This is a genomic window from Gracilimonas mengyeensis (genome assembly GCF_900182705.1).
Classification (GTDB): Bacteria; Bacteroidota; Rhodothermia; order Balneolales; family Balneolaceae; genus Gracilimonas; species Gracilimonas mengyeensis.
Map to the genome: position 1 here is coordinate 77,223 of NZ_FXTP01000002.1, position 21,516 is coordinate 98,738.

Sequence of the window (21,516 nt, forward strand, 5' to 3'; positions counted from 1 at the left end):
TGAAATGTATACAGGAATGAGAATACCGCAGCAGTAAGGATACGCTCGGATAGCTTCAGCTAAATTCTTTACGTTACTTTGGTAAGCTTATTCAACTTACAGTACCTGAGAATGAACCCAAGCAAAGGTTAGAAGAAAAAGAAGCATAGTAAAGCTCTCATCATTGGAATTAAGTAGTGCTTTTAGGTTTTTAAGATGAGGAAGGTGATCTATAAAATTTAAGCGCTAAGGATACAATCAGTACTTCTTAACTCATTTTTTTAAAGTTTGGATTATTGGATGCTAAAGTTACTTGAGTACTATATACTTTAAGTTTTGCTAAATGAAAGTTCGGAGACGGATAAGTCTACATATTTAACCTGAGTTCGAGACAAGAATTACGCCAAAATAGGCTAGTCATCGCTGTAGCGGTTAGGTAATTTGGTAACAAAAACTGGAAAGAAAGCCCTGAAAGGGTCAAATAATAGCTCAGGGTAAAAGCTTCTAAGCGGGTAACCCCTGGATGGTTTGTCAGCAATAAAGAACCCGGGGCTTTTAGGGTATTGAATCATGAATGCTAGTTGAGGGTTGGGCGAACATGTTGGCCTGGTGGGGAATGGGAGCCCAAGCTTCGTTCCACGCATCACCCCGCCCCACTTTAGGGGCGAAGCTTGGTTTTTTGATCTCTGAAACACCGCGTTGCGCCTGCTTGCTCCTCTGAAGCGGAGGCTCAAAAAACAAGCTTACCCGGGGCTATTCAAATTTGCCCCTTTCAGGGGCTTCATAATGACTAAAACTGTCTGCAAATTATCCAACATCTATAGCAATGAGGAATATTATATCGAAAGGACGTTAATTTAACGTGAGTTCGATATAAAACCCGTCATCTTGAGCCGTTAATTTTGCCCAAAGCCGGAGTAATATCATTGAAGATATGACAGCATCTGTGATGAGTAGTCATCGCGGGCCCAGACCCGAGATCTCCTAACTACCGGCAACGCTGGACAACAACGGTGCCATGGTGTGTGCTACGCCATGTGTAGGGAGAACCCGGTTCTGTGATTCCGCTGCGCTACATCTTGACCGGGATGACAGGTCTACTTTCGTGCCGTTCTTATCTCCAACTGACGTTAATTTAACAGGCGGAAAGTGAGGATGCAGATAAACCCAAATAAAAAAGGGCACAGAGAATTGTGCCCTTTAAGCTTGATTGATATAGCCTTTGTATTATGAGAAATACAAGTATATAAATCCGATAATAAGTACCAGTAAAACAGACAAGGAGGTGTCCACCCAGGTATAACTTTCACGTGATTTACGTCTGTCCTCATCACTGAGTGTTCCGTAGGTAAGTCCGGCTATCTTATCATAAGAAGGAGGGGCGGTAAGGTAACTTACTATGAACATTACGGCTATAGAAACCACAAATATGATCAAGCTATAGTATTGGAAGAAAATGTTATTGACAATCCAAAGGAAAGAACCTTTAGGGTAGCTAAACCCTTCAATTAAAGCTACTGGCGTATCAATGGCGAGCCTGAATATCCCCAGGGCAAAACCCACAAAGAGAGCAGAAAGTGCGCCCTGTTTATTTAGCCGTTTATTGAAAATCCCCAAGAAGAATACCACAAAGATTGGAGGGGCTAAGTATGACTGTACTCCCTGGAGGTAGTCATAAAGACCTCGGCTTCCTTGAATGACCGGAATCCATAAAAGTCCGATAATAACCATGACCACTGTTGCAAGACGTCCCATCCATACCAAATGCTCTTCAGAAGATTCTGGCTTAAATTTTTGATAGAAATCCATGGTGAATAGTGTTGAGGAGGCATTAAAAACGCCAGCCAGTGAACTCATCAGGGCCGCCAATAGACCAGCCACCACAACACCTCTTAGACCCACAGGAAGAATATGAGCAACCATGAGTGGAAATGCAGCCTGGGCATTTTGAGTAATTACCCCACCTTGCTCATTGATAAGCTCTTGTTGCAACACCTGCATTTGTCCTGATTTAGCGAGAGCAAAGGCAATGATACCTGGAATGATAAAAATGAAAACAGGCAATAATTTCAGGAATGCAGCAGCGATAGTTCCTCGGCGACCTTCTTTTTCATTAGGAGCTCCTAAAGCACGCTGTACGATATATTGGTCGGTAGTCCAGTACCATAAACCCACGATGGGGGCGGCAAATAGCATTCCAAACCATGGGTAGTTGGTATTGAAGTACCATGCCATGCGCCCTTCTTCCATCACAGGTGCCCAGGTGCTGTCCATGCCTTCGGGTACCATGGGTTTCCAAAGGTCAAACATTTCAGGGCCGGCAATTTGATATAAGCTTTCCCAGCCGCCTATGGCTTGCAGTCCATAATAAAGAACCAAAACAGACCCGAACAATAGCACAAGGGTTTGTAGTGCTTCTGTGTATGCCACAGCCCGAAGGCCGCCTAATACAGTATATATGCCGGTAAATAGAATAACGAGTATTGAACCGATCCAAAAGCTGTTCATACCCCAAAAAGAAAGTTCCGGAAGCAGTACGCTGAATACAATACCACCGGCAAAAATACCTACCGCAATTTTAGTAAGCACATATGCGATCAATGAAATGCCGGATAGCACGGTTCGTGCCAAAGGCGAGAAGCGCTTTTCCAGGAATTCAGGCATGGTGAATACTTTAGATCTAATAAAGAAAGGGAGCATCACCCATCCTAAAACCAGCAAACACCATGCGTGAAGTTCATAATGAGCCATCGCAACCCCGTCAGTGGCTCCTGAGCCAGCAAGGCCTACCAAGTGCTCTGAGCCAATGTTAGAGGCGAAAATGGAGGTTCCAACAATGAGCCACCCTAAATGTCTGCCGGCAAGAAAATAATCATCAGGTGTGTCTGTTTTTTGCTTAATCACCCACCAGGCCAGGGCGGCAATGATCGCAAAGTAGAGGGCAATAAATACCCAATCAAGAATAGCAAGAGTTCCCATATGTTTTATAGATTATAATGAAGGTTAGGTAAAAAATTCTCCATAAAAAGGTCAATTTATTGCAGTCTGTAAAGACTATGCCAGGCTGCTTTTAGAGAGAAATTTCAAGTTTGATTATTTAAACGCTAAATAATCTGTTTTTAGGATAAAATCAAAGCATTATATGAATTCAAATATTTTACAAGTGTATTTAATACACTAATTAAAAGCCCGCACATGAGCAAAACTTGCTCAAATATTTAAAAAAAATTGCTCAAAAAGTTTTTCATCTATTCATTCCATTTTCTATATTAGATGTGGTGCTGTAAGCGCTTTTATTGAAAATCGTATTAAACAACCGACAAACGGAATAATTGGACATGGTAAAATTAAAATTATTTACAGCCGGACTGGTACTATTATTGATCCAAAGCACTGCTCTTTTTGCACAAGATGATGGCTATGGGAGAATTGAAGGAACTGTGACTGATGCTGTTAATCAGGAAGCCCTGATTGGGGTGAACGTAATGATTCAGGGTACAAGCTTGGGGTCGGCTTCTGATATTGATGGTAACTTTGTGATACGTCGGGTTCCTGCTGGCCAGCAAACGGTGATCGTGAGTTACATTGGCTATGATCAGGTACAAGAAGTAGTACAAATTGAAGACGGGGAAACACTGGAGCTTGATTTTGAGCTGAGCCCAACCACGGTAGAGGGAGAAGAAATTGTTATTAGTTCTCAGGCCGAAGGTCAAAAACGGGCCATCAATGAGCAGATTAGTGCACGTCAAATTAAAAATGTGGTATCTGCGGAGAAAATCCGTGAGCTGCCTGATGAAAGTGCTGCTACGGCTTTGAGTCGTTTGCCAGGTGTTTCGTTGCAGGAAGGCGATAAAGTGGTAGTTCGCGGTATTCAGGCTAAAATGAATACGATTATGGTAAATGGTGTTCAGTTGCCATCAACCGATTTAAACGACCGTTCTACCAATCTTGGTTTTATTTCTTCAAACATGCTCTCTGGTATTGAAGTTACAAAAGCAGTTACGCCAGATATGGATGCCAACTCCATTGGTGGTGTTATCAACCTGAGATTGCAGGAAGCGCCGGAAGATTTTCATTTTGATGTTATGGCTCAGGGAGGCTACAATACGCAAGATGATACCAAGGATAACTACCAGGTTTGGGGAAGTGTTAGTAACCGGTTTTTTGACGATAAACTTGGGGCTTTTTTCCAGGTTAACGCCAGAAGAGAAAATGCCGGACAGGATTATTCACAAGCTAATTTTACTTTGATCTCAGACACCCCTGAGCCTCCCCCCTACGGTGAAGCGAAGTATGGTATGGAAAGTTTCTCTTTTGGTGACCAGGTGCGAATTACCGACCAGAGGGGCGGAAGCTTAATTTTGGATTACAAACTACCTAATGGTAAGCTTGCATTACAAAACACCTATGCTTACACCGAGAATGACTTTACTGAGCACCGCGATGTAATGCAGTTTAGTCCCGTACGTCGCCAGCTTCAAATTCGTAGAGATATTCACAGCAAGCATCTTTTGGTAAATGCCCTACAGGGTGAGCACGACTTCGATGTATTTGAGATTGATTACGGTATTTCGCGTGCTTACAGTGAAAAAGATACTGATTTGAGATACGGAGAAGATTACGGTTTTGCTTTTGTAAATAGTACAGAAGTGCCTTATCCCGGTAATTTTAGCAGGGAACGACGCCTGCAAATGACTCCACAGGATGTATATGATCTGGAATTAAATCCTGCTTACACTGAAACAGCTTCTTTCTGGCAAAATGGTGCAACCCGTGATCAGGCTTTCAATGAGACTATTACATCGGGCCAGCTAAATGTGACAATCCCGGTAACTTTTTCTGAGAGTATTTCTGGTGAGTTTAAAACCGGTGGTATGTATAAAGTGACTGAGCGTGAAAATGATCTTCAGCGCACCACATCCCGTATCACGGAAAATCCCTTACAGTCTAACCGTCTTGCTGAAGAGTGGATGCGTGAGCAAGGAATCGATCCGACAGTGGCCCCGCAATTTGCTGATTTCAAAGATTACGATTATGGAGACGATCGTGGGGCCGATTTCCTTGGCGGAAACTATGTAATGGATGATGTGATGGATACTGATTTGATGGATAAATATATTCGTCTGGCTAGTCCTGCCTGGGGTGTCCATAAAGCAGATTCCGAGATTGACGATTACACCGGTAAAGAAACTTTGTCTGCCGGTTACGGAATGTTTGATTTCAGTATCGGTAATAAGATCGAGATTTTAGGTGGTGTTCGTTACGAGAACCTGCGTTCTGAGTACGACGCCAACATGGTATTACTGCAACAGGCACAGGATGGGACTTCCCGCATTCCTAATGAGGAGTATGACACTCCGGAAGTACAATCCGTTGCAGATTCATTGACCACCGCTGACCGTTCTGTTGGTCACTTTTTCCCGAACCTGCAGTTGCGGTATAAAATTACCGACTGGATGGACTTGCGCTTAGCTTATACAGAAACTATCTCACGTCCTGACTACTCAGCGATTGTACCTAATATCTATTATGAAAGTCCAAGTATAGGTAGTACCGGTAACCCAAATCTGAAGCCTTCCGAGTCATTTAACTATGATGCTTATCTCTCGTTCTATACCAATAAAGTAGGATTGTTTACGGTAGGTGCTTTTTATAAGAAGATTGAGAACATGTTTATCCAGGAAACTCGTTTTTATGAAAATCTGGATGAAAGCATCGTATATCCGAGTCCTTCTGAAATTGAACGAATTAATTACCAGGAACCAGCTTCCAAGGGTAATATCACTACTTATTTCAATAACTCTAACCCTGCTTACCTGCGTGGATTTGAGTTGGACTGGCAAACTCACTTCTGGTATCTGCCCAAACCATTGAACTTGTTGGTATTGAATGTGAACTATACCCGGGTATTCTCTGAGATGGATTACGACCAAACGATCTATGAAAATGAAACCGTTTGTGATCCCAGATGTAGTGTAGAAGTAACCGCCATTGATACAGTGCGTTCTGCCCGGTTGATTCAACAGGGAGATCACATTATTAACGCAGCACTTGGTGCCGACTACAAAGGCTTTTCAGGACGTGTTTCTTTCCGTATGCAGGGTGATGTAATTACTAACGTAGCTACGCGCCCTGAACTGGATGCCTTCACCGGAAATATTTATGGATGGGATGTGACTATTCGCCAGCAGCTGCCTGTTGATGGTTTAAGCTTGTTCTTGAATGGCTTAAATATTGGCCACTTGCCCACAAAAGATTATCAGAAATTTAGAAGAGAGGACGACGGGGATATTCTTCGAAACCTCAGAAGAACATCTTATAACCCGAGACGATTTCAGATCGGTATAAGATACAGTTATTAAAAAACTTGTTGTTGAAGAGTTTTACCAATGTAATGCCGGTGGATAACTAACCATACTTGCATTATTACCACTAAATAACCAAGCGTAACACTAACAAATAGGAGAATTCCATATGAAGAAACTAACGCTACTACTAATTATGTGCGTTGTAGGGATGGCAAGTGCCTATGCACAGGCCCCTTATGACGAATACGTAGACGAAGTCAGAGGCGATACCCTTGTGGTAAAAGACTTTGTTGGCATGGGTAACAACCCGAACTCACTGGTAAATGTGGTTTCAGCCGACTCTGTTGATGTGCCTGAAGGACGAGTGTATTTACTGCAAAGAAACGGATGGTACCCACTTCTTGAAGACCTTTTTACCCCTACCGACCGAGCTGTTGAGATTGTTGGTGAAGGCGAGGGAAGTGTTGTTCAAGGAACTATTGATGATGGCTACCCAGCCGTTATCTCCGGTATCTTTCTAAGTGAAAGCGAAAGCAATGAAGGTGACTTATTCCAGTTCCAAAACGATGCTACCCTTAAGAATGTAGCAATGACTCCTACACATAGCGAGGGAACTATCGGATGGACATTCTTCTATGCTGCTTCTGCTAATAATACGCTTACACTGGATAACGTAATCATGGAAACTACACAGTGGGTTTTTGCGCAGTCTAACGATTATGCAGGAACTGAACTGATTATCAAAAACAGTTACTTCCCCAATATGACGGGTTATACCTGTCGCCGCAATGGTGGTGTGTATGACAACGTAAGTAACAACACACAAACCATTCATGTTGAAAACACAACCCACGTTATGGGGGCCGGTACTACCTACAAGATGCGTGGCTATCCTATCAATCAAGTTACTTTCAACCATAATACCTTTGTAAATATTTCCGGTCAGGTACTGGGTACATGGGGACACCAAAACGACTATATAGTAACAAACAACCTGTTTGTGAATGCCAATGTGCAGGCTTACATCACTGGTCTTGATGCTGCTGAATTTGATCAGGATTATCTGCCACATGGTTTGATTAACGTTGACACGCTGCGATATGTAGATGTGGACGGACAAGAACGTTTAGGTATTGACTCTACCTGGATCCGTGAAAACTATGACATGGAGCCATCTGAGTTTGGTCCCGATGACAGAAAAGTACTGGTTAGTCACAATGGTATCTACTGGAATGATCGTGTGTATGAAATACCTCAAACGCTGAACAATAATGGCGTAGAATGCCCGGCTGACGAAGCTGAATCAGACTGTATTGATCCAAATGCAGAGTGGGTATCACAAGCCATGACCATGAACTCCAGAACGCAAGCCATGTTTGATAACGATGAAATGTGGCCATACCTGAATGAAGGTCCATGGATTGAAGCTGGTGCACCTGAGTTTACAGATGATGCCGGACTTATGGGGGATGAGATTCTCCAAGACCTTATTGACTGGAGTGTTTCTGCAGCCTCTACTCCTGATTCTTACATGCCACACTGGAGAAGTCCAGAAAATCCGTATGAAGAAAACGTGATTTATTCTGACTACCCTGTGTATGCTGACCTTTCTTACAGCAATGCTGCTTACTTAATGGGTAGTACTGACGGACAGCCACTTGGTGACCTGAACTGGTTCCCAGATGCAAAAGCTTCTTTCGAAGCTAATTACGATGCTCACTATGCAACGCTGAGAACTGCTCTTGAAACAGGTGCAGAAATTGGGGTAAGCAACGAGCGAGGAAGCCTGGATGTACCTAATTCCATTAAGTTGGATCAAAACTATCCAAACCCGTTCAACCCAACTACACAAATCAGTTTCAACTTGCCACAAGCGCAAGAAGTTTCGCTGAAAGTGTATGATATGCTCGGTCGCGAAGTAGCAACTCTCGTGAACAATAAGCGCTTTGCTGCCGGTGAAAGTTCTGTAACTTTCGACGCCAGCAACCTTTCAAGTGGTATGTACATTTACCGCCTAACCAGCAGTAATATTACTATCAGCAAAAAAATGACGTTGATTAAGTAATCGAATATTCAATATTTGTGTAATTGAATAGTTACAACCCCGGCTCCGATTATTCGGGACCGGGGTTTTTTATATAGTGAAAAATTCCAAAATGGGTAGTAAAAAAGCTATCATTACGCTGTAGAATTCATTTAATCTAAAGATATTTATGCATACTAAAAGATTTCTATCGATTTCATTTCTTGTTGGTGTGGCTCTCTTATTTATGTACAGTTGCAGCAACCAAGAGGATGGCAGAGCATATGATGTAATTGCAGAGGTAGAAAACATTGGTGATATAACTTTTGCAGATCTTCATAACTATTACGACAGCTATTTATACCACCTGCGTTATCCCAATGATAAACAGAAAGGCTACAAAGAGGCCCTTGAGGAATTAATTGTTAAACGCCGAAAGGAAGCAGAGTTTATAAATACCCAGATGTATACCGATGAAGAGTTGATGGAGCCTATTCAACGGTCGGTGAATGAGGAAATAAGGGCCCGGTATTTTGAGGATGAATTTCTGTCTCGTTATATCAACGAAGAGTCGATTGAGGACTACTATGAATCGATGGGACGCAAAGTAGAGTATCGGCAAATTGTAATTAACAAGCCTGCAGAGCCGGTTGAGGGGCAGTTAAGTGCTATCCGTGATACGGTAAACCTTATTGTTTCGGAACTGATGGTAGGGGAAGACTTTGGCACATATGTTGAACGGTATTCGCAGCATCAACCTTCGCTAGAGAATGCCGGATATATGCCGCCTATCAGCTGGAAAAATGTAGCCCAGAGCCCGATGTACCAAACAATTTACAACATGAGTGAGGGAGATTTGCGGGCACTCGAGAACCGCAGGGCCTTTCATATTATTAATGTGACAGATGTAGGCAAAACCGAAAAGCCCCCGCTGGTTGAGGTGGAAAACCAGATTCGAAAAAACCTGAGAGAGTTATACCTGGACCGGGCGCTGGAAGAGTACACTGAGCTTAAAAACAATATAATTAATGCGGATAGTTTTGAATGGAATGAATTAGCATTAGATGAACTCACTGAGTGGGGTAAGCAAGAGGGGTTCTATGGAGGAGCTTACAAACAAGTGCTGTCCGAGGCCATTGCTTCCGGTAATAACAAAACCATTGTAACTCACGAAAATGGTTCGGTTGATTATCAGAAATACCTGCAGCTACTTAATACTATTCTTATACCTGGAAAGGAAGAAAACATCTCCAAAGAAGATCTTAAAAAGTTCATTGATGATGCGGTGCGGACGGAACTCATTCTTGAACAGTCAAAAAAAGCGGGCGCGGATTCTGAAATTCTAACAGAGAATGCCACCAGTATTCTTCGCTTTCATTATGAGCGGATGTATACCCGCCGCCATATAACCGAGCAGATACCGGAACCAACCGATGAAGCTTTACGATCTTTCTATGAAGCTCACAAGGACTCGCTTCTTTATCAGTTTGCCAAATCTATTTTGTATGTAAAGCCCTTTGGTACGGAAGCTGAAGCAGAAGAAATGATGCAGAAAATCAATGCAGGACAATCTTTTGAACAGGCAGCAAACCGCCGGTATCAGGTCAAAACTTTTATCATCAATAAGCAGGGGGAAATAGAGGCTCATCTCAGTGATGAAAAACCGTATCTGGGTGAGGTGGCTTTTGATTTGAAAGAAGGTGAGGTAGAAGGTCCGGTGAGTTACAGTGAAGATGACACGGAAACCAAATATGCAGTGGTTAAAAACTCCTTCAGGCAGGAAGCCCGGGTTCGGGACTTTTCTGAGATCAAGGACATAGCCAAGCAGTTCAGAGAGTTTAAAAGGGGAGAAATAAGCAAACAGGTTCGAGAGAATCTGTCCCAAAAATATCCTGCAAATATTTATCAGGACATCCTGGAACAGAAAATTGAAGAAGTTATTCAATGAAGAACATCCGACTTATTTCATTAAATCTATTTCTGGTTTCAGCGGTGGTTCTTTGTTTTGAGATAATAGCTACGCGAATATCATCGGTCATTTTTGTAAATGATTACGCGTTCATGATTTTGTCGCTGGCCATTCTTGGGCTTTCCTGCGGTAGTATTTTTGCCTACTACCGGTTAAATACCAGCGACAAGGACAAATTGATTCCCGTTCTTAGAAATATACAGCTTGGTCTCGCCGGCTCATTGGGCGTTTTTATTGTGGCGGTCACTTCCTTCTCTTTTATCACCAATCATTTGGTATACTTCTTTTTATTGGTGATTCCATTTTTTCTGGCCGGCTTGTTTTATGCCAAGGTATTCGAAACCTACGCCGCAGAGAGTTTCACAGTGTATGCCGCAGATCTGGCCGGTGCAGCCATAGGTTCGGTAGCAGCTATATTGGCTATTTCAGCTTTAGGTCCGGTCAATGGTGTACTGCTATTGGCGGCCCTTATTATTTGTTCTGCTTTAAGTTTGGTGGGCAGTAAGTGGCCTAAGGCCGCTGTAACGGGCCTTTTTGTGCTTGCTATTGCAGGTGGGGGGTGGATCATCTTTAGTGGTCATAACACCTTTATGGATCGTATCCCCATTGGTGATTTTCCCGAAAAAGATTTCCATCATACCTATCCCGATCAATTTACCCAATCCATTATCACAGACAGTAGATGGAGTGTATACGGCCGGGCCGACCTCGTCGAGTACAGCCACCAAAATGTAGTTCGACATTTGTTTGTGGATGGTGCGGCTGGGACCCAAATGCTGCGTTTTAATGGAAACTTGAGCGAGCAAGATCCGGTGCTTTCGAATTTGCTGTTGGAGTCGTCCAGTTTTATACCCTATGTGTTGCTTAAACCGGAGGAAAAGGACAATATGCTGGTGATTGGGCCGGGTGGGGGTAAGGAAGTACTTGGCGGGCTGGTAACCGGTGTACGACAAATTACAGGCGTTGAAATTAATCCTGATTTTGTTGAGATCGTAAAAGATCAGCGTGCATTTAATGGTGGCATTTATACCGATTTTCCCAATGTAGAGATCTTAGTAGGCGAGGGGCGGCAATACGTAAAGCAGAAGCCCCAACTGTTTGATGTGCTTGTGATGGCCCTGCCTTCAACCCAGCAACTGCAAAGCATTGACAATTACGCCTTGAGTGAGAACTTTTTGCTTACGGTTGAAGCCATAAGAGACTACATGGATATACTTACTCCTGAGGGACAGATGATTTTCACGGTTCATAACCCCTGGGAGTTAAAACGGCTTATTGCCACGGCCATGACGGCTTTCGGTGAACGGGGTGTAGAGCCCAATGAGTTGCTAAACCATATGATCATTTTTGAAACGGATTACGCACCCACAGTTGTAATTAAAAAACAACCCTATAGCACACAGGATTTACAGGGTGTGATGCAAACTTTATCCCGGCTCCGGGAAAATGCCCCCCAGGTTACTTATGTGCCGGATCAGTGGCGCTCGTTGCCCAACACAACCGTCAATGATTTCCTCCAGGATATAAGAACTGGCCGTTCCGGATTACAAACGGTAGTTGAAAATCAGCAATACGATGTAACTCCGGTTTATGACGACAGCCCTTACTTTTACAAAATTGAACCGGGCATTCCGGAGATGTTTAACAAATTGTTTTTTGCCATACTGGCGGCCGGTTTACTCATCATAGCTTTGCCATTTATGAGTATCAGCAAAAAGCTGGTTAAATCCCAAAAAAGGTATATCCAGAAAGTGCTGCTACTGTTTACAGCCATAGGGATTGGGTTTATGGTGATTGAAATTACGTTATTTCAGAAACTTGTGCTTTACCTTGGGTCTCCTACGATCTCATTATCTATTTTGCTTAGCTCATTATTGATAGGCATGGGAGTGGGCAGTTTGACCGGTAAGAAAATATACAGGGACAGGATAGAAACCCGAATATTGGTTGTAAGTGGTTTGGTAGTAATTGCCGGAGTATTTGTAATCCTGCTCTATCCGTATCTGCTGGAAAAGCTGCTGATCTTTGATGTGATAGTTCGGGCCACTACGGCTTTCATACTGTTGTTACCCTTCGGATATCTTTTGGGGATTCTGTTTCCGTCATTTATACAGTTACTAGAAAAAGCAGAGATGGAAGAATACGTGCCCTGGATGTATGGGGTAAACGGAGCGATGTCAGTGCTGGGGTCAGTTTTGGCCGTAATGCTTTCTATGATATTTGGCTATACTCCGGCTTTTCTAATAGGGCTGGGCTTTTATCTGTTGGTTCTTCTGTTGATGTTTTTGAAGCGTGATGAGGGTTAGTTGCTTACTGTGATTTGAGATAAGAATGACTCAAAAATAGGCGATCTTCCTAAAAACACTCAGAGGCATTATCTAAGAGATTGCCACAGGCTTGGCTCCCTTCGGTCTCAGAAGCCTTCGCAATGACAGGTGTTATGTTAACTCACATTGATTAGATTCTTGCCTTTGTAGGGGTGAACTAAGAGATTTCCTGATTTCTTCCTAATTATTTCAACCCGAACTGAGATTTCAATCAAAAGAAATATTCAAGCATAAAAAAAAGCCTTCCATATGGAAGGCTTTTGCTAAATATCGAGTAGCAAAAATGCTAACGAAAACTCATCAATTCCTTAAATGTGGTTATTGATGATGTTTTCGAATAGTTCCTGCTTACCGCTCTTCATTTCTGGTTCGCCATTTTCAAGGGCAATCTTGCGGAGGTCTTCCAGCGATAGCTTGCCTTCTTCAAAAGCTTTTCCGTTACCAGAGTCGAATGAAGCATAGCGCTCAGTACGCAGTTTCTTGTAGTCAGAGTTGTTCAGTACGCTGTCTGCTACAATCAGGCTGCGCGCAAATACGTCCATAGCGCCGATGTGGGCGTGGAATAAGTCTTCTAGGTCTGTGGAGTTACGACGGCGCTTAGCGTCAAAATTTACCCCGCCAGTTTCGAATCCACCGGCTTCAAGGATAACCAGTAATGCTTCAACGGTCTCAAAAATGTTATTAGGGAACTGGTCAGTATCCCATCCATTTTGATAATCACCGCGGTTGGCGTCAATGCTTCCAAGAAGTCCGGCATCGGCAGCTACTTGCAGCTCATGCTGGAAAGTATGGCTAGCCAGGGTAGCGTGGTTCACTTCAATATTCAGCTTGAAGTCTTCTTCAAGGCCGTAATTCTTCAGGAAGGCGATCACAGTAGCCGCGTCAAAATCATACTGATGCTTGGTAGGCTCCATGGGTTTAGGCTCGATCAGGAAGGTGCCTTCAAAACCATTCTTGCGTCCGTAGTCACGGGCAGCACTCAGGAATTGAGCCAGGTGATCTTGCTCACGTTTCATTTGGGTGTTCAGCAGGCTCATATAGCCTTCACGTCCGCCCCAAAATACATAATTCTCACCGCCCAGCTCGATAGTGGCATCGATAGCAGCTTTAACTTGTGTGGAACCGTAAGCCAGTACATTAAAGTCTGGGTTGGTGGCAGCTCCATTCATGTAACGTGGGTGGCCAAACAGGTTGGCGGTTCCCCAAAGCAGCTTTACGCCGGAAGCTTCTTGCTTCTCTTTGGCATATTCAACCATAGTTTGCAAGCGTTTTTCACTTTCAGTGATGGAATCTGCCAGGTCTACCACATCCACATCGTGGAAACAGTAGAAGGGGGTTCCAAGTTTGGTGAAAAATTCAAAAGCAGCATCCATTTTAGTTTTAGCTGCAGCGATGGGATCACTTTCCGTTCCCCAGGGATAGGAATGCGTGGGGGCACCAAAAGGATCCTGACCGGTATCGCAGAACGTGTGCCAGTAAGCGATGGCAAAACGGAAGTGCTCCTTCATGGTTTTGCCGGCTATTTTGCGGTTCTCATCGTAGTATTTGAAAGCAAAGGGATTGTCAGAATCCGGGCCTTCAAATTCTACCTTATCGATGTTTTTAAAATATTCACGATCTCCGATCAGTGGTTTCATAGAATTGCTCATTAAAAATTTAGTGATTGTTTAAAAAGATAGTAGTGGCTTATTAGCTAGTGGTGCCTGCTGTGAATTCTTCTAGTTTGCCTTTCCATGATGCATAGAGCTCATCATATTGCTTCACAAGTTCTGCATCTGGTTCGATAACATCAATACGCTCAAGGCTTGCAAAAGCCTCTTCAGGGCTTTTATAAAAGCCGGCACCAAGCGCAGCTCCACGAGCTGCTCCAGCAGCTCCGTCCGTATCATATAATTCGAGTGTGGTTCCGGTTACATTCGTAAATATTTCCCGAAATGCCTTACTCAAAAACAGGTTAGAGTGACCTACCCGTATGGTTTCAGATGGAATATTCATAACATCCAGCATCTCAAAACCGATATTCATGGCAAATACAATGCCTTCCAGTCCAGCTCTTATGATGTGAGAGGAGGAATGGCGGTTAAAGTCCATATTCAATAAATGGGCGCCAACGAATTTGTTTTCTAACACACGCTCGGCGCCGTTTCCAAATGGGAAGAATAAAACACCTTCAGCGCCGGGTGCAACTTCAGAGGCCATACTGTTCATCTGCTCATAAGGAAGTACGGGCTTAGAAGTACTCAATAGCTTTTTAAGCCAGCTGTACAAAATTCCGGTTCCGTTAATACAAATAAGGATACCGTTTCTGGATTTCTGCACTTGGTTGTTTACGTGCAAAAAGGTGTTGATCCGGGATTTCTTGTCTGATGCATTCTGATCAGTTACAGCATAAATAACACCGGAAGTACCTGCCGTTGAGGCTACTTCTCCAGGCTCCAGTACATTCAATGAAAATGCGTTGTTGGGTTGATCACCGGCACGGTAAGTGATTTTTGCTTTGGGATTAAGTCCAAGCTCATCAGCAATATCTTTATCTACCTGGACGTCAGCACCAATAGCAGGTACAGTGTCTGCAATCAAATCTTTGGAGAGTCCGTAATAGTCAAGCAGCTTCTGGTTTACTTCTTTTTCTTCAAAATCCCAAAAGACACCTTCGGATAAACCGGTTTCTGTAGTAGTAATTTGTTTACTTAGCCGCATAGCGATAAAATCACCGGGCAGCATAAATTTATGCGCCTTCTCAAATACTTCAGGCTGATTCTCTTTTACCCAAGCCAATTTGGAAGCGGTAAAGTTGCCCGGAGAGTTCAGCATATGACTTTGGCAATACTCGGGGCTGAGTTCTTCGTAGGCCTTGCGTCCCAAGTCAACGGCACGGCTATCACACCAAATGATGGAGGACCGCAGTACTTCCTGGTTTTCGTCAACCAGAACCAAGCCATGCATCTGGTAAGAAATGCCAATGGCTTCAATATCTGTCGGGTTAATACCCGGTTCCTTTGAAAGTAGTTGAAGAGCTGTTTTAAAATTACCCCACCAGGTTTCAGGGTTTTGTTCGGCCCAGCCGGGATTGGGTGCATCAATTTTCATTTCTGCTTCCGGATAAGTGACTGAAGCAATTACTTTGCCGTGTTCAGGATTCAGCAAGCTTAATTTTATGGAAGAGCTACCAAGGTCAATGCCTAAATACATTCAAAAACCTATTATTTAAATATTAGAGAATTAGTGACTCCATGTTACAATTACCTGCAAACCTTAAATGAGGTTGATTGCTAATACGCAAATTTGTGCATATTTATTCAGAAATTTGCCTAAATGTCAGGCAGGCAATCATGCTGAAATAATACCAGGCATAACGATTATAACCATTATTAATACGTTGGTAAAAACACAGCTAAGACAGGCATAGTATATTTAAATAGAGAAAAAAAAGAAACCACATTTGAGCAAAAAAACGATTTTTTTGCGTAAAATTTGCTCACTTAGAAATCAGGCCAGTTCTTTGTCTTTCACAAGGGTGCTGGATTGTCTCACTTTTAGTGAAACCGGTACCATACTTACGATGCCCTGGTGCTCTATAGGTTTCTTGAGCCGGGAAAGTAAATTATCGATAGTATTCTCTGCCAGGCGGGTATAATTGGTTTCTACAGAGGTCAGGCGTGGATAATGGTTTTCGCACATGGGAAGGTTATCATAACCGACCAAAGCAACATCATCGGGGAAGGTGTATCCTGCTTCACGGGCTGCTTCCATGAACCCAAAAGCCATGGCATCGTTGGCAGCAAATACGGCATCCGGTTTTTCATCCAGTTGATGGAAGGCATGAAAGGCGCGTATGCCGGCTTGTAGGGTGTAATCCCCTTTAAAGTCCCATAAAAGGTTGGCATCGTCTTTTCGTTTAATGAAGTCCATAAACCCATTGGTTCTGAATCGTGCCTCTGGCATTTCATGCGGACCTTCAATGATGCCGAGTTTTCTAAACCCTTGCTCAAACAAATGCTTTGCTACCAGTGATGCACCTTGGTAAGCATCAAAGGTAACGGTGTCAAGCACGGAATTATCGATATTGGAACAGGAGATTACGGGGAAATCCTTGGGCGTTGCATGCAATATGTGCAGATACTGCTCTTCCTTAAGCTCAGGCACAAAGATAACAGCCGCTGCATATCCGAGGTTTCGCAGCTTCTCTATCAGGGAGCTTACAGAGTCAATATCATGAGTAACACTAAAAAGGCTGACCGTTACTTTCTTGGTGGTAGCGGCTTCCACAAAGCCATTGAAAAAGGAGGCGTAAAATTCTCCAGGGTGTAATTGAGTGATCAGCGCAATATTAGGGGGTTGGTCTTTAGGGAGCTTTCGGCCGTTAGTTGGTAAGGGGTATCCGAGTTTGTGTGCACAGGCTAAAATTTTTCGTCTGTTCTTTTCAGAAATGCGTCCTTCGCCCCTAATAGCTCTGGATATAGTTGAAACCGAAAAATTGGTAGCTTCGGATATGTCCTTAAGTGTTACTTTCATGTAGTTGGAATGTTAGACTGCGCAATATTTGCACACATATGTGGAAAAATATTTGAAACCCAAAATAATACTTTAATCGGTTACTTAGCAAATAACCACCCCTCAGAGTATCTTTTTAGGTGCATTTTGTATTCACGTAATTAAACAAAATTTTGCGCATAAAGAAAGCCCTGCCAATTAAACATTGTGTAGTCTTGTTTTTGGGTAACAAGTTATTAGGCGTGGTGTCAGAGATGTTTTTTATCATTTCTCCAACAATTTCTACCCTAAGTCAAGGTTCATTTCTGTAGTGCATAATTGTGTTTTAAAAACTTTAAGAGTGAGAAGATTATTTCACCACACCGTTGGAAGAAAATTCGAGAATGATCTGTTAGTTGCTATTCCTGTCAGCTAATCTGATAAGAGCATGCAGTGCGGGCTTGGGTTCCTTATTTCTGTCAAACAACAAAGGATAATTGGTTTGCTCAAAAGGCAGATAATTTAACCAGGATCCATCATCCGAAACACCCCACAAGGTTACGCGCGTTAAGATGTCGCTATGTTTCAGGTAGATTTCAAAAAGATCCGTGTAGACATCCGTTAGTTTTTGCTGAACGGAATCGGGCAGGCCCTCCCGGTAGATGTCGCGCTCTTTGTCATCTTCATCATATTGGTATACGGAAGCGGGGAGTACATTTAAATCCAGCTCGGTGATCATTACGTCTATTCCAAGATCAGCAAATTCGGTGATGGATTTTTCAATTTGATCCAGTGGGGGAAGGTTGTTAATGCTAAAGTGACTTTGAGAACCTACACCGGAAATAGGCACGCCGGCTTCGATCATCTCTTCAAGATACTCATGGATTCCTTGGCGTTTCTCCGGATCTTCCATGTGGTAATCGTTGTAATACAATTGGGCATTGGGATCGGCTTCATGCGCAAATTCAAAAGCTTTTTGGATGAAGTCTTCCCCGATGATATTAAACCATTTAGATTCCCGGAAACTGCCGTCGCGGTTAAAGGCCTCGTTTACCACATCGTAGCCAAAGATTTTGCCTTTATAGCGACCCACGATGGTATGGATATGATCACGCATGCGTTCCAGCAGAGCTTCGCGGCTTAATTCGTTGCCTTCCTCATCTTCGAACACCCAATCCGGAGTTTGTGCATGCCATACCAGGGTGTGGGCAACTACTTTTTTACCATGAGCCTGGGCCAATTCAACCAGTCGGTCTGCCGCTTCAAAATCATACACGCCGGGTTCGGGGTGAATCTCTTCCCACTTCATCACGTTTTCCGGGGTGATGACATTGAAGTGTTTTAGCCCAACAGCTAAACCTTTGGGATCGGTGATGATCCGTTTCTCCACAAAATAACCGCGGGCACCAGAGCGCTCCACCGTATGGGCGGCAACCGGATCACCTGCAAGAATCTGTGCACGGTTTAGTGCCGTTCCAATCAGGAAGGCATCTTCATATGCTTTGTACAGAGGTTCTGTGTCTGGATTTTGTGCTTGTATTGTAGTGCTGAGGCCGGTAAAGAAAAGGAGGCCCAACAGAAATACTGAAATAAAAGCTAAAGTGGTCTTCTTAAATTTGGAAAAGATCATGCTAAAAAGGGTTAGGTATACTTCCCGAAACAGCGGAAGAACATTGTGATTTTTTGCTTAAGTACCGAAAAAAGAACGGTCAGACTACAGAAGCTCATCTTTAGAAGAATGATGTCTATAGACCTGACCGGTTTAATAAGTTGAACTATTTATAATTGCCAAAAATTATTCAAGTTCGCCACGTCGAGCTTCAAGATCATTTTCAATTTGATCCATTTTTTCACCGTCAAGCGGATAAAATACCATGAGCAATGCTCCACAAATACCAACAATTGCACTTATCACACCTGCTAAAAATACGATACCAAATAAGGATTCTTCGGTTTGTACCTGATTGGCCTGGAAATCAAAATAAGCGAGTAACCAGCCCGTGAGAGCACCGCCAATAGCTACGCCCATCTTGAGAGCAAAAAGGGAGGCCGCCATAATCAATCCGGTAGCACGGCGTCCAAATTTCCATTCTCCATAATCGGCAGTATCTGTGTAAATAGCCCACTGTAATACAGAAACCGGACCAAAGAAAAAGCCGGAAATAATGTTACTGATATAGATTAGCTCATCTTGCGATTGATCAAGGAAAAAGAAAGGCAAACAAAAACCGGCACTTAATCCAAGCGACCATACGTACGTTTTCTTTTTATCAAAAATAGCAGCAATATATTTGGTAAGAACAGCTCCGGCCAAAGTTGCCAAAGCACCACTTGTTAAAAACGATGATTTACTGGAGCCTATGCCAACAGCTTCAAAAAATGATACAGTGTGATCTGCCAGATAATAATCAACAAGATAAGGAGAAGAGCCCCCCTTAATAACTACATACATCAATTGGAATACGGTAGCTCCGGCAATTAAAACCCAGGGTTTATTAGCCAATAAATCTTTCCAGTCAGTGGAAAGGTCAATCTTTTGTTCTTTACTTGGCTGAACACGTTCTTTTGTAGTAAAGAAAGTGAAAAGGAACAATCCGGTAGCTACAACACCGTATAGCCCCATCGTCCACATCCAACCAATCTGTTCATTTCCATTTCCAAAAAACTCAACAAATTGTTCCGTTAACCCCGTTACCACTAAAAGGCCTAAATATGCAGCTACGAAACGGTAAGAGGAGACACCCGTCCGTTCGATAGAATTCGGGGTTATTACACCCATTAAAGCAGCATATGGTACATTTATAGCAGTATAGACGGCCATCATCAAGGTATATGTTACGTACGCATATACAATTTTTCCGGTATCACTAAACTCGGGAGTGATGAACATGAAAAAACCAATCACACCAAAAGGAACTGCAAGCCAAAGCAGGTAAGGACGGAATTTACCGTATTTTGTTTGAGTACGATCAGAGATGAATCCCATTATGGGGTCGGTTACGGCATCAAAGATACGCGTCACCAGAAACATGGTACCTGCAACGGCTGCAGAGATCCCGAACACATCGGTATAGAAAAACAGCAGGTAATTTACGAAGGTCTGGAAAAACAGATTGGAAGCACCATCTCCTGCACTGTACCCAACTTTTTCTAGTATGCTAATTTTGGCTCTTTCTTTCTTCATTGAAATCTAATTATGGGTTATTCAATTGGTTGGTTTACACAAAAATGAAATTAATTTTGATTCTCTTTGTCTGCCGGTTTCAGGTTTTGCCTAATTATTTTGCTTTTGCTTCTCATTTACAATAGCATCAAAGGCAGGCTTGGGTTTGCCTTCCCGGTCAAGTATTAACGGATAATTGGTACGGCCGGGAATGGGCCAGTTATTTTTCCAGGAACCTGCATCGGTAACACCCCAGAAGGTGACGCGATTAATGTTGTCACTATGCTTCAGAAAAATGCGGAAAAACATGGCATACTGATCAGCTTGCTGCTGAGCCACAGAGTCTGGCAATCCCTCGGTATAAGGGTTTAATGCATCGGTCAGCTCCGCATCCGACATTGCCCCAACATCAGCTCCACGATAATCAGAGGCTGAAGGTAAAACGTCCATATCCAGCTCGGTGATGGCTACCACGCCCAGTTCACTAAAGCGGGTAATGCTGTTCTCGAGTTGTTCTTCGGTAGCATAATCCAGGCCATAATGACCTTGCATGCCGATCCCGGTAACCCGTGCCCCCTGCTCTTGTACGGATTTGATCAACTCATAAACGCCCTCTCTTTTGGGAGCGTCGTTGAGTGAATAATCATTATAGTACAATTCGGCTTCGGGATCCGCTTCATGCGCAAACTCAAAAGCTTTAGCTACATAATCTTCTCCAATAATTTGATACCATAAAGACTCCCGCATGGTGCCGGCACTGTCACTAATGGCTTCGTTTACTACATCCCATCCATCCACTCTGCCTTTGTATCGGCCAACCACAGTTTGGATGTGATCGCGCATACGATCCAGCAGGGCTTCGCGATCCAACAGGTTTCCGTCTTCATCTCTGAATACCCAGTCAGGGGTTTGGCTGTGCCATACCAGGGTGTGCCCAATAGTATACATGTCATTTTCTTCCGCAAATTCAATAAAAGCATCAGCCAGTTCAAAATCGTATACGCCCGGTTCAGGGTGCAGGCGCTCCCACTTCATACTGTTTTCGGCAGTTAGCGCATTAAAATGCTTCTTAACCAATTCAATGCCATCTTTATTTCGACCGGTAAAAAAACTGGGGTTTACTGCTGCACCGATGTAAAAGTCATCTTTAAATACTTCTTTAAGAGACGGGGCGCTGTCTTCTTTTTGTTGGTTGGATGTGCACCCAAAAGCCAAAATGCCAAGTGCCAAAAGTAAAAGTGAAAATCGCATAGCTAATTAATTAAGTGGTTTGA

11 protein-coding genes are annotated in these 21,516 nt (G+C 43.2%); 4 read left to right on the forward strand and 7 right to left on the reverse strand.

Annotated elements, in window-relative coordinates; all coding sequences use genetic code 11:
• Window positions 1–1,206 precede the first annotated feature (1,206 nt).
• Window positions 1,207–2,958, reverse strand: a complete 1,752-nt coding sequence (locus FN815_RS02715) for a sodium:solute symporter (RefSeq protein ID WP_142453075.1) — start codon at window positions 2,956–2,958, stop codon at window positions 1,207–1,209.
• A 359-nt stretch (window positions 2,959–3,317) separates the two neighbouring features.
• Between FN815_RS02715 and FN815_RS02720 the strand changes: the two genes are divergently transcribed.
• The 4 genes from FN815_RS02720 to FN815_RS02735 all read left to right on the forward strand — a co-directional run bounded on the left by FN815_RS02720 (window position 3,318) and on the right by FN815_RS02735 (window position 12,585).
• Complete coding sequence (locus FN815_RS02720; protein ID WP_142453076.1) at window positions 3,318–6,341, forward strand: TonB-dependent receptor; 3,024 nt, start codon at window positions 3,318–3,320, stop codon at window positions 6,339–6,341.
• A gap of 112 nt (window positions 6,342–6,453) precedes the next feature.
• Window positions 6,454–8,352 (forward strand): T9SS type A sorting domain-containing protein, encoded by a 1,899-nt coding sequence (locus FN815_RS02725; protein ID WP_142453077.1) that lies wholly within the window; start codon window positions 6,454–6,456, stop codon window positions 8,350–8,352.
• Between the two features lie 148 nt (window positions 8,353–8,500).
• Window positions 8,501–10,258: a peptidylprolyl isomerase gene (locus FN815_RS02730; RefSeq protein WP_142453078.1), complete on the forward strand. Its 1,758-nt coding sequence runs from the start codon at window positions 8,501–8,503 to the stop codon at window positions 10,256–10,258.
• Window positions 10,255–12,585 carry a spermidine synthase family protein gene (locus tag FN815_RS02735; RefSeq protein ID WP_142453079.1) on the forward strand — a complete coding sequence of 777 codons (2,331 nt, stop codon included), beginning with the start codon at window positions 10,255–10,257 and terminating at the stop codon, window positions 12,583–12,585. Before FN815_RS02730 ends, FN815_RS02735 begins: the two co-directional genes overlap by 4 nt.
• A 329-nt stretch (window positions 12,586–12,914) precedes the next feature.
• Here the strand turns inward: FN815_RS02735 and xylA are convergent, their stop codons facing one another.
• From xylA to FN815_RS02765, 6 genes are all read right to left on the reverse strand, one after another.
• The gene (gene xylA / locus FN815_RS02740) at window positions 12,915–14,243 is read right to left on the reverse strand and encodes a xylose isomerase (RefSeq protein ID WP_142453080.1); all 1,329 of its coding nucleotides are present in this window, start codon (window positions 14,241–14,243) and stop codon (window positions 12,915–12,917) included.
• A 52-nt stretch (window positions 14,244–14,295) separates the two neighbouring features.
• Window positions 14,296–15,798 carry a xylulokinase gene (locus FN815_RS02745; protein ID WP_142453081.1) on the reverse strand — a complete coding sequence of 501 codons (1,503 nt, stop codon included), beginning with the start codon at window positions 15,796–15,798 and terminating at the stop codon, window positions 14,296–14,298.
• 297 nt (window positions 15,799–16,095) lie between these two features.
• Window positions 16,096–17,121: a LacI family DNA-binding transcriptional regulator gene (locus tag FN815_RS02750; RefSeq protein ID WP_142453082.1), complete on the reverse strand. Its 1,026-nt coding sequence runs from the start codon at window positions 17,119–17,121 to the stop codon at window positions 16,096–16,098.
• Window positions 17,122–17,491: 370 nt separating this feature from the next.
• Window positions 17,492–18,709, reverse strand: a complete 1,218-nt coding sequence (locus tag FN815_RS02755; RefSeq protein WP_142453083.1) for an endo-1,4-beta-xylanase — start codon at window positions 18,707–18,709, stop codon at window positions 17,492–17,494.
• A gap of 165 nt (window positions 18,710–18,874) precedes the next feature.
• Complete coding sequence (locus FN815_RS02760) at window positions 18,875–20,263, reverse strand: MFS transporter (RefSeq protein ID WP_142453084.1); 1,389 nt, start codon at window positions 20,261–20,263, stop codon at window positions 18,875–18,877.
• 90 nt (window positions 20,264–20,353) lie between these two features.
• On the reverse strand, window positions 20,354–21,493 hold the full coding sequence (locus FN815_RS02765) for an endo-1,4-beta-xylanase (RefSeq protein ID WP_142453085.1): 1,140 nt from the start codon (window positions 21,491–21,493) through the stop codon (window positions 20,354–20,356).
• Window positions 21,494–21,516: the final 23 nt, after the last annotated feature.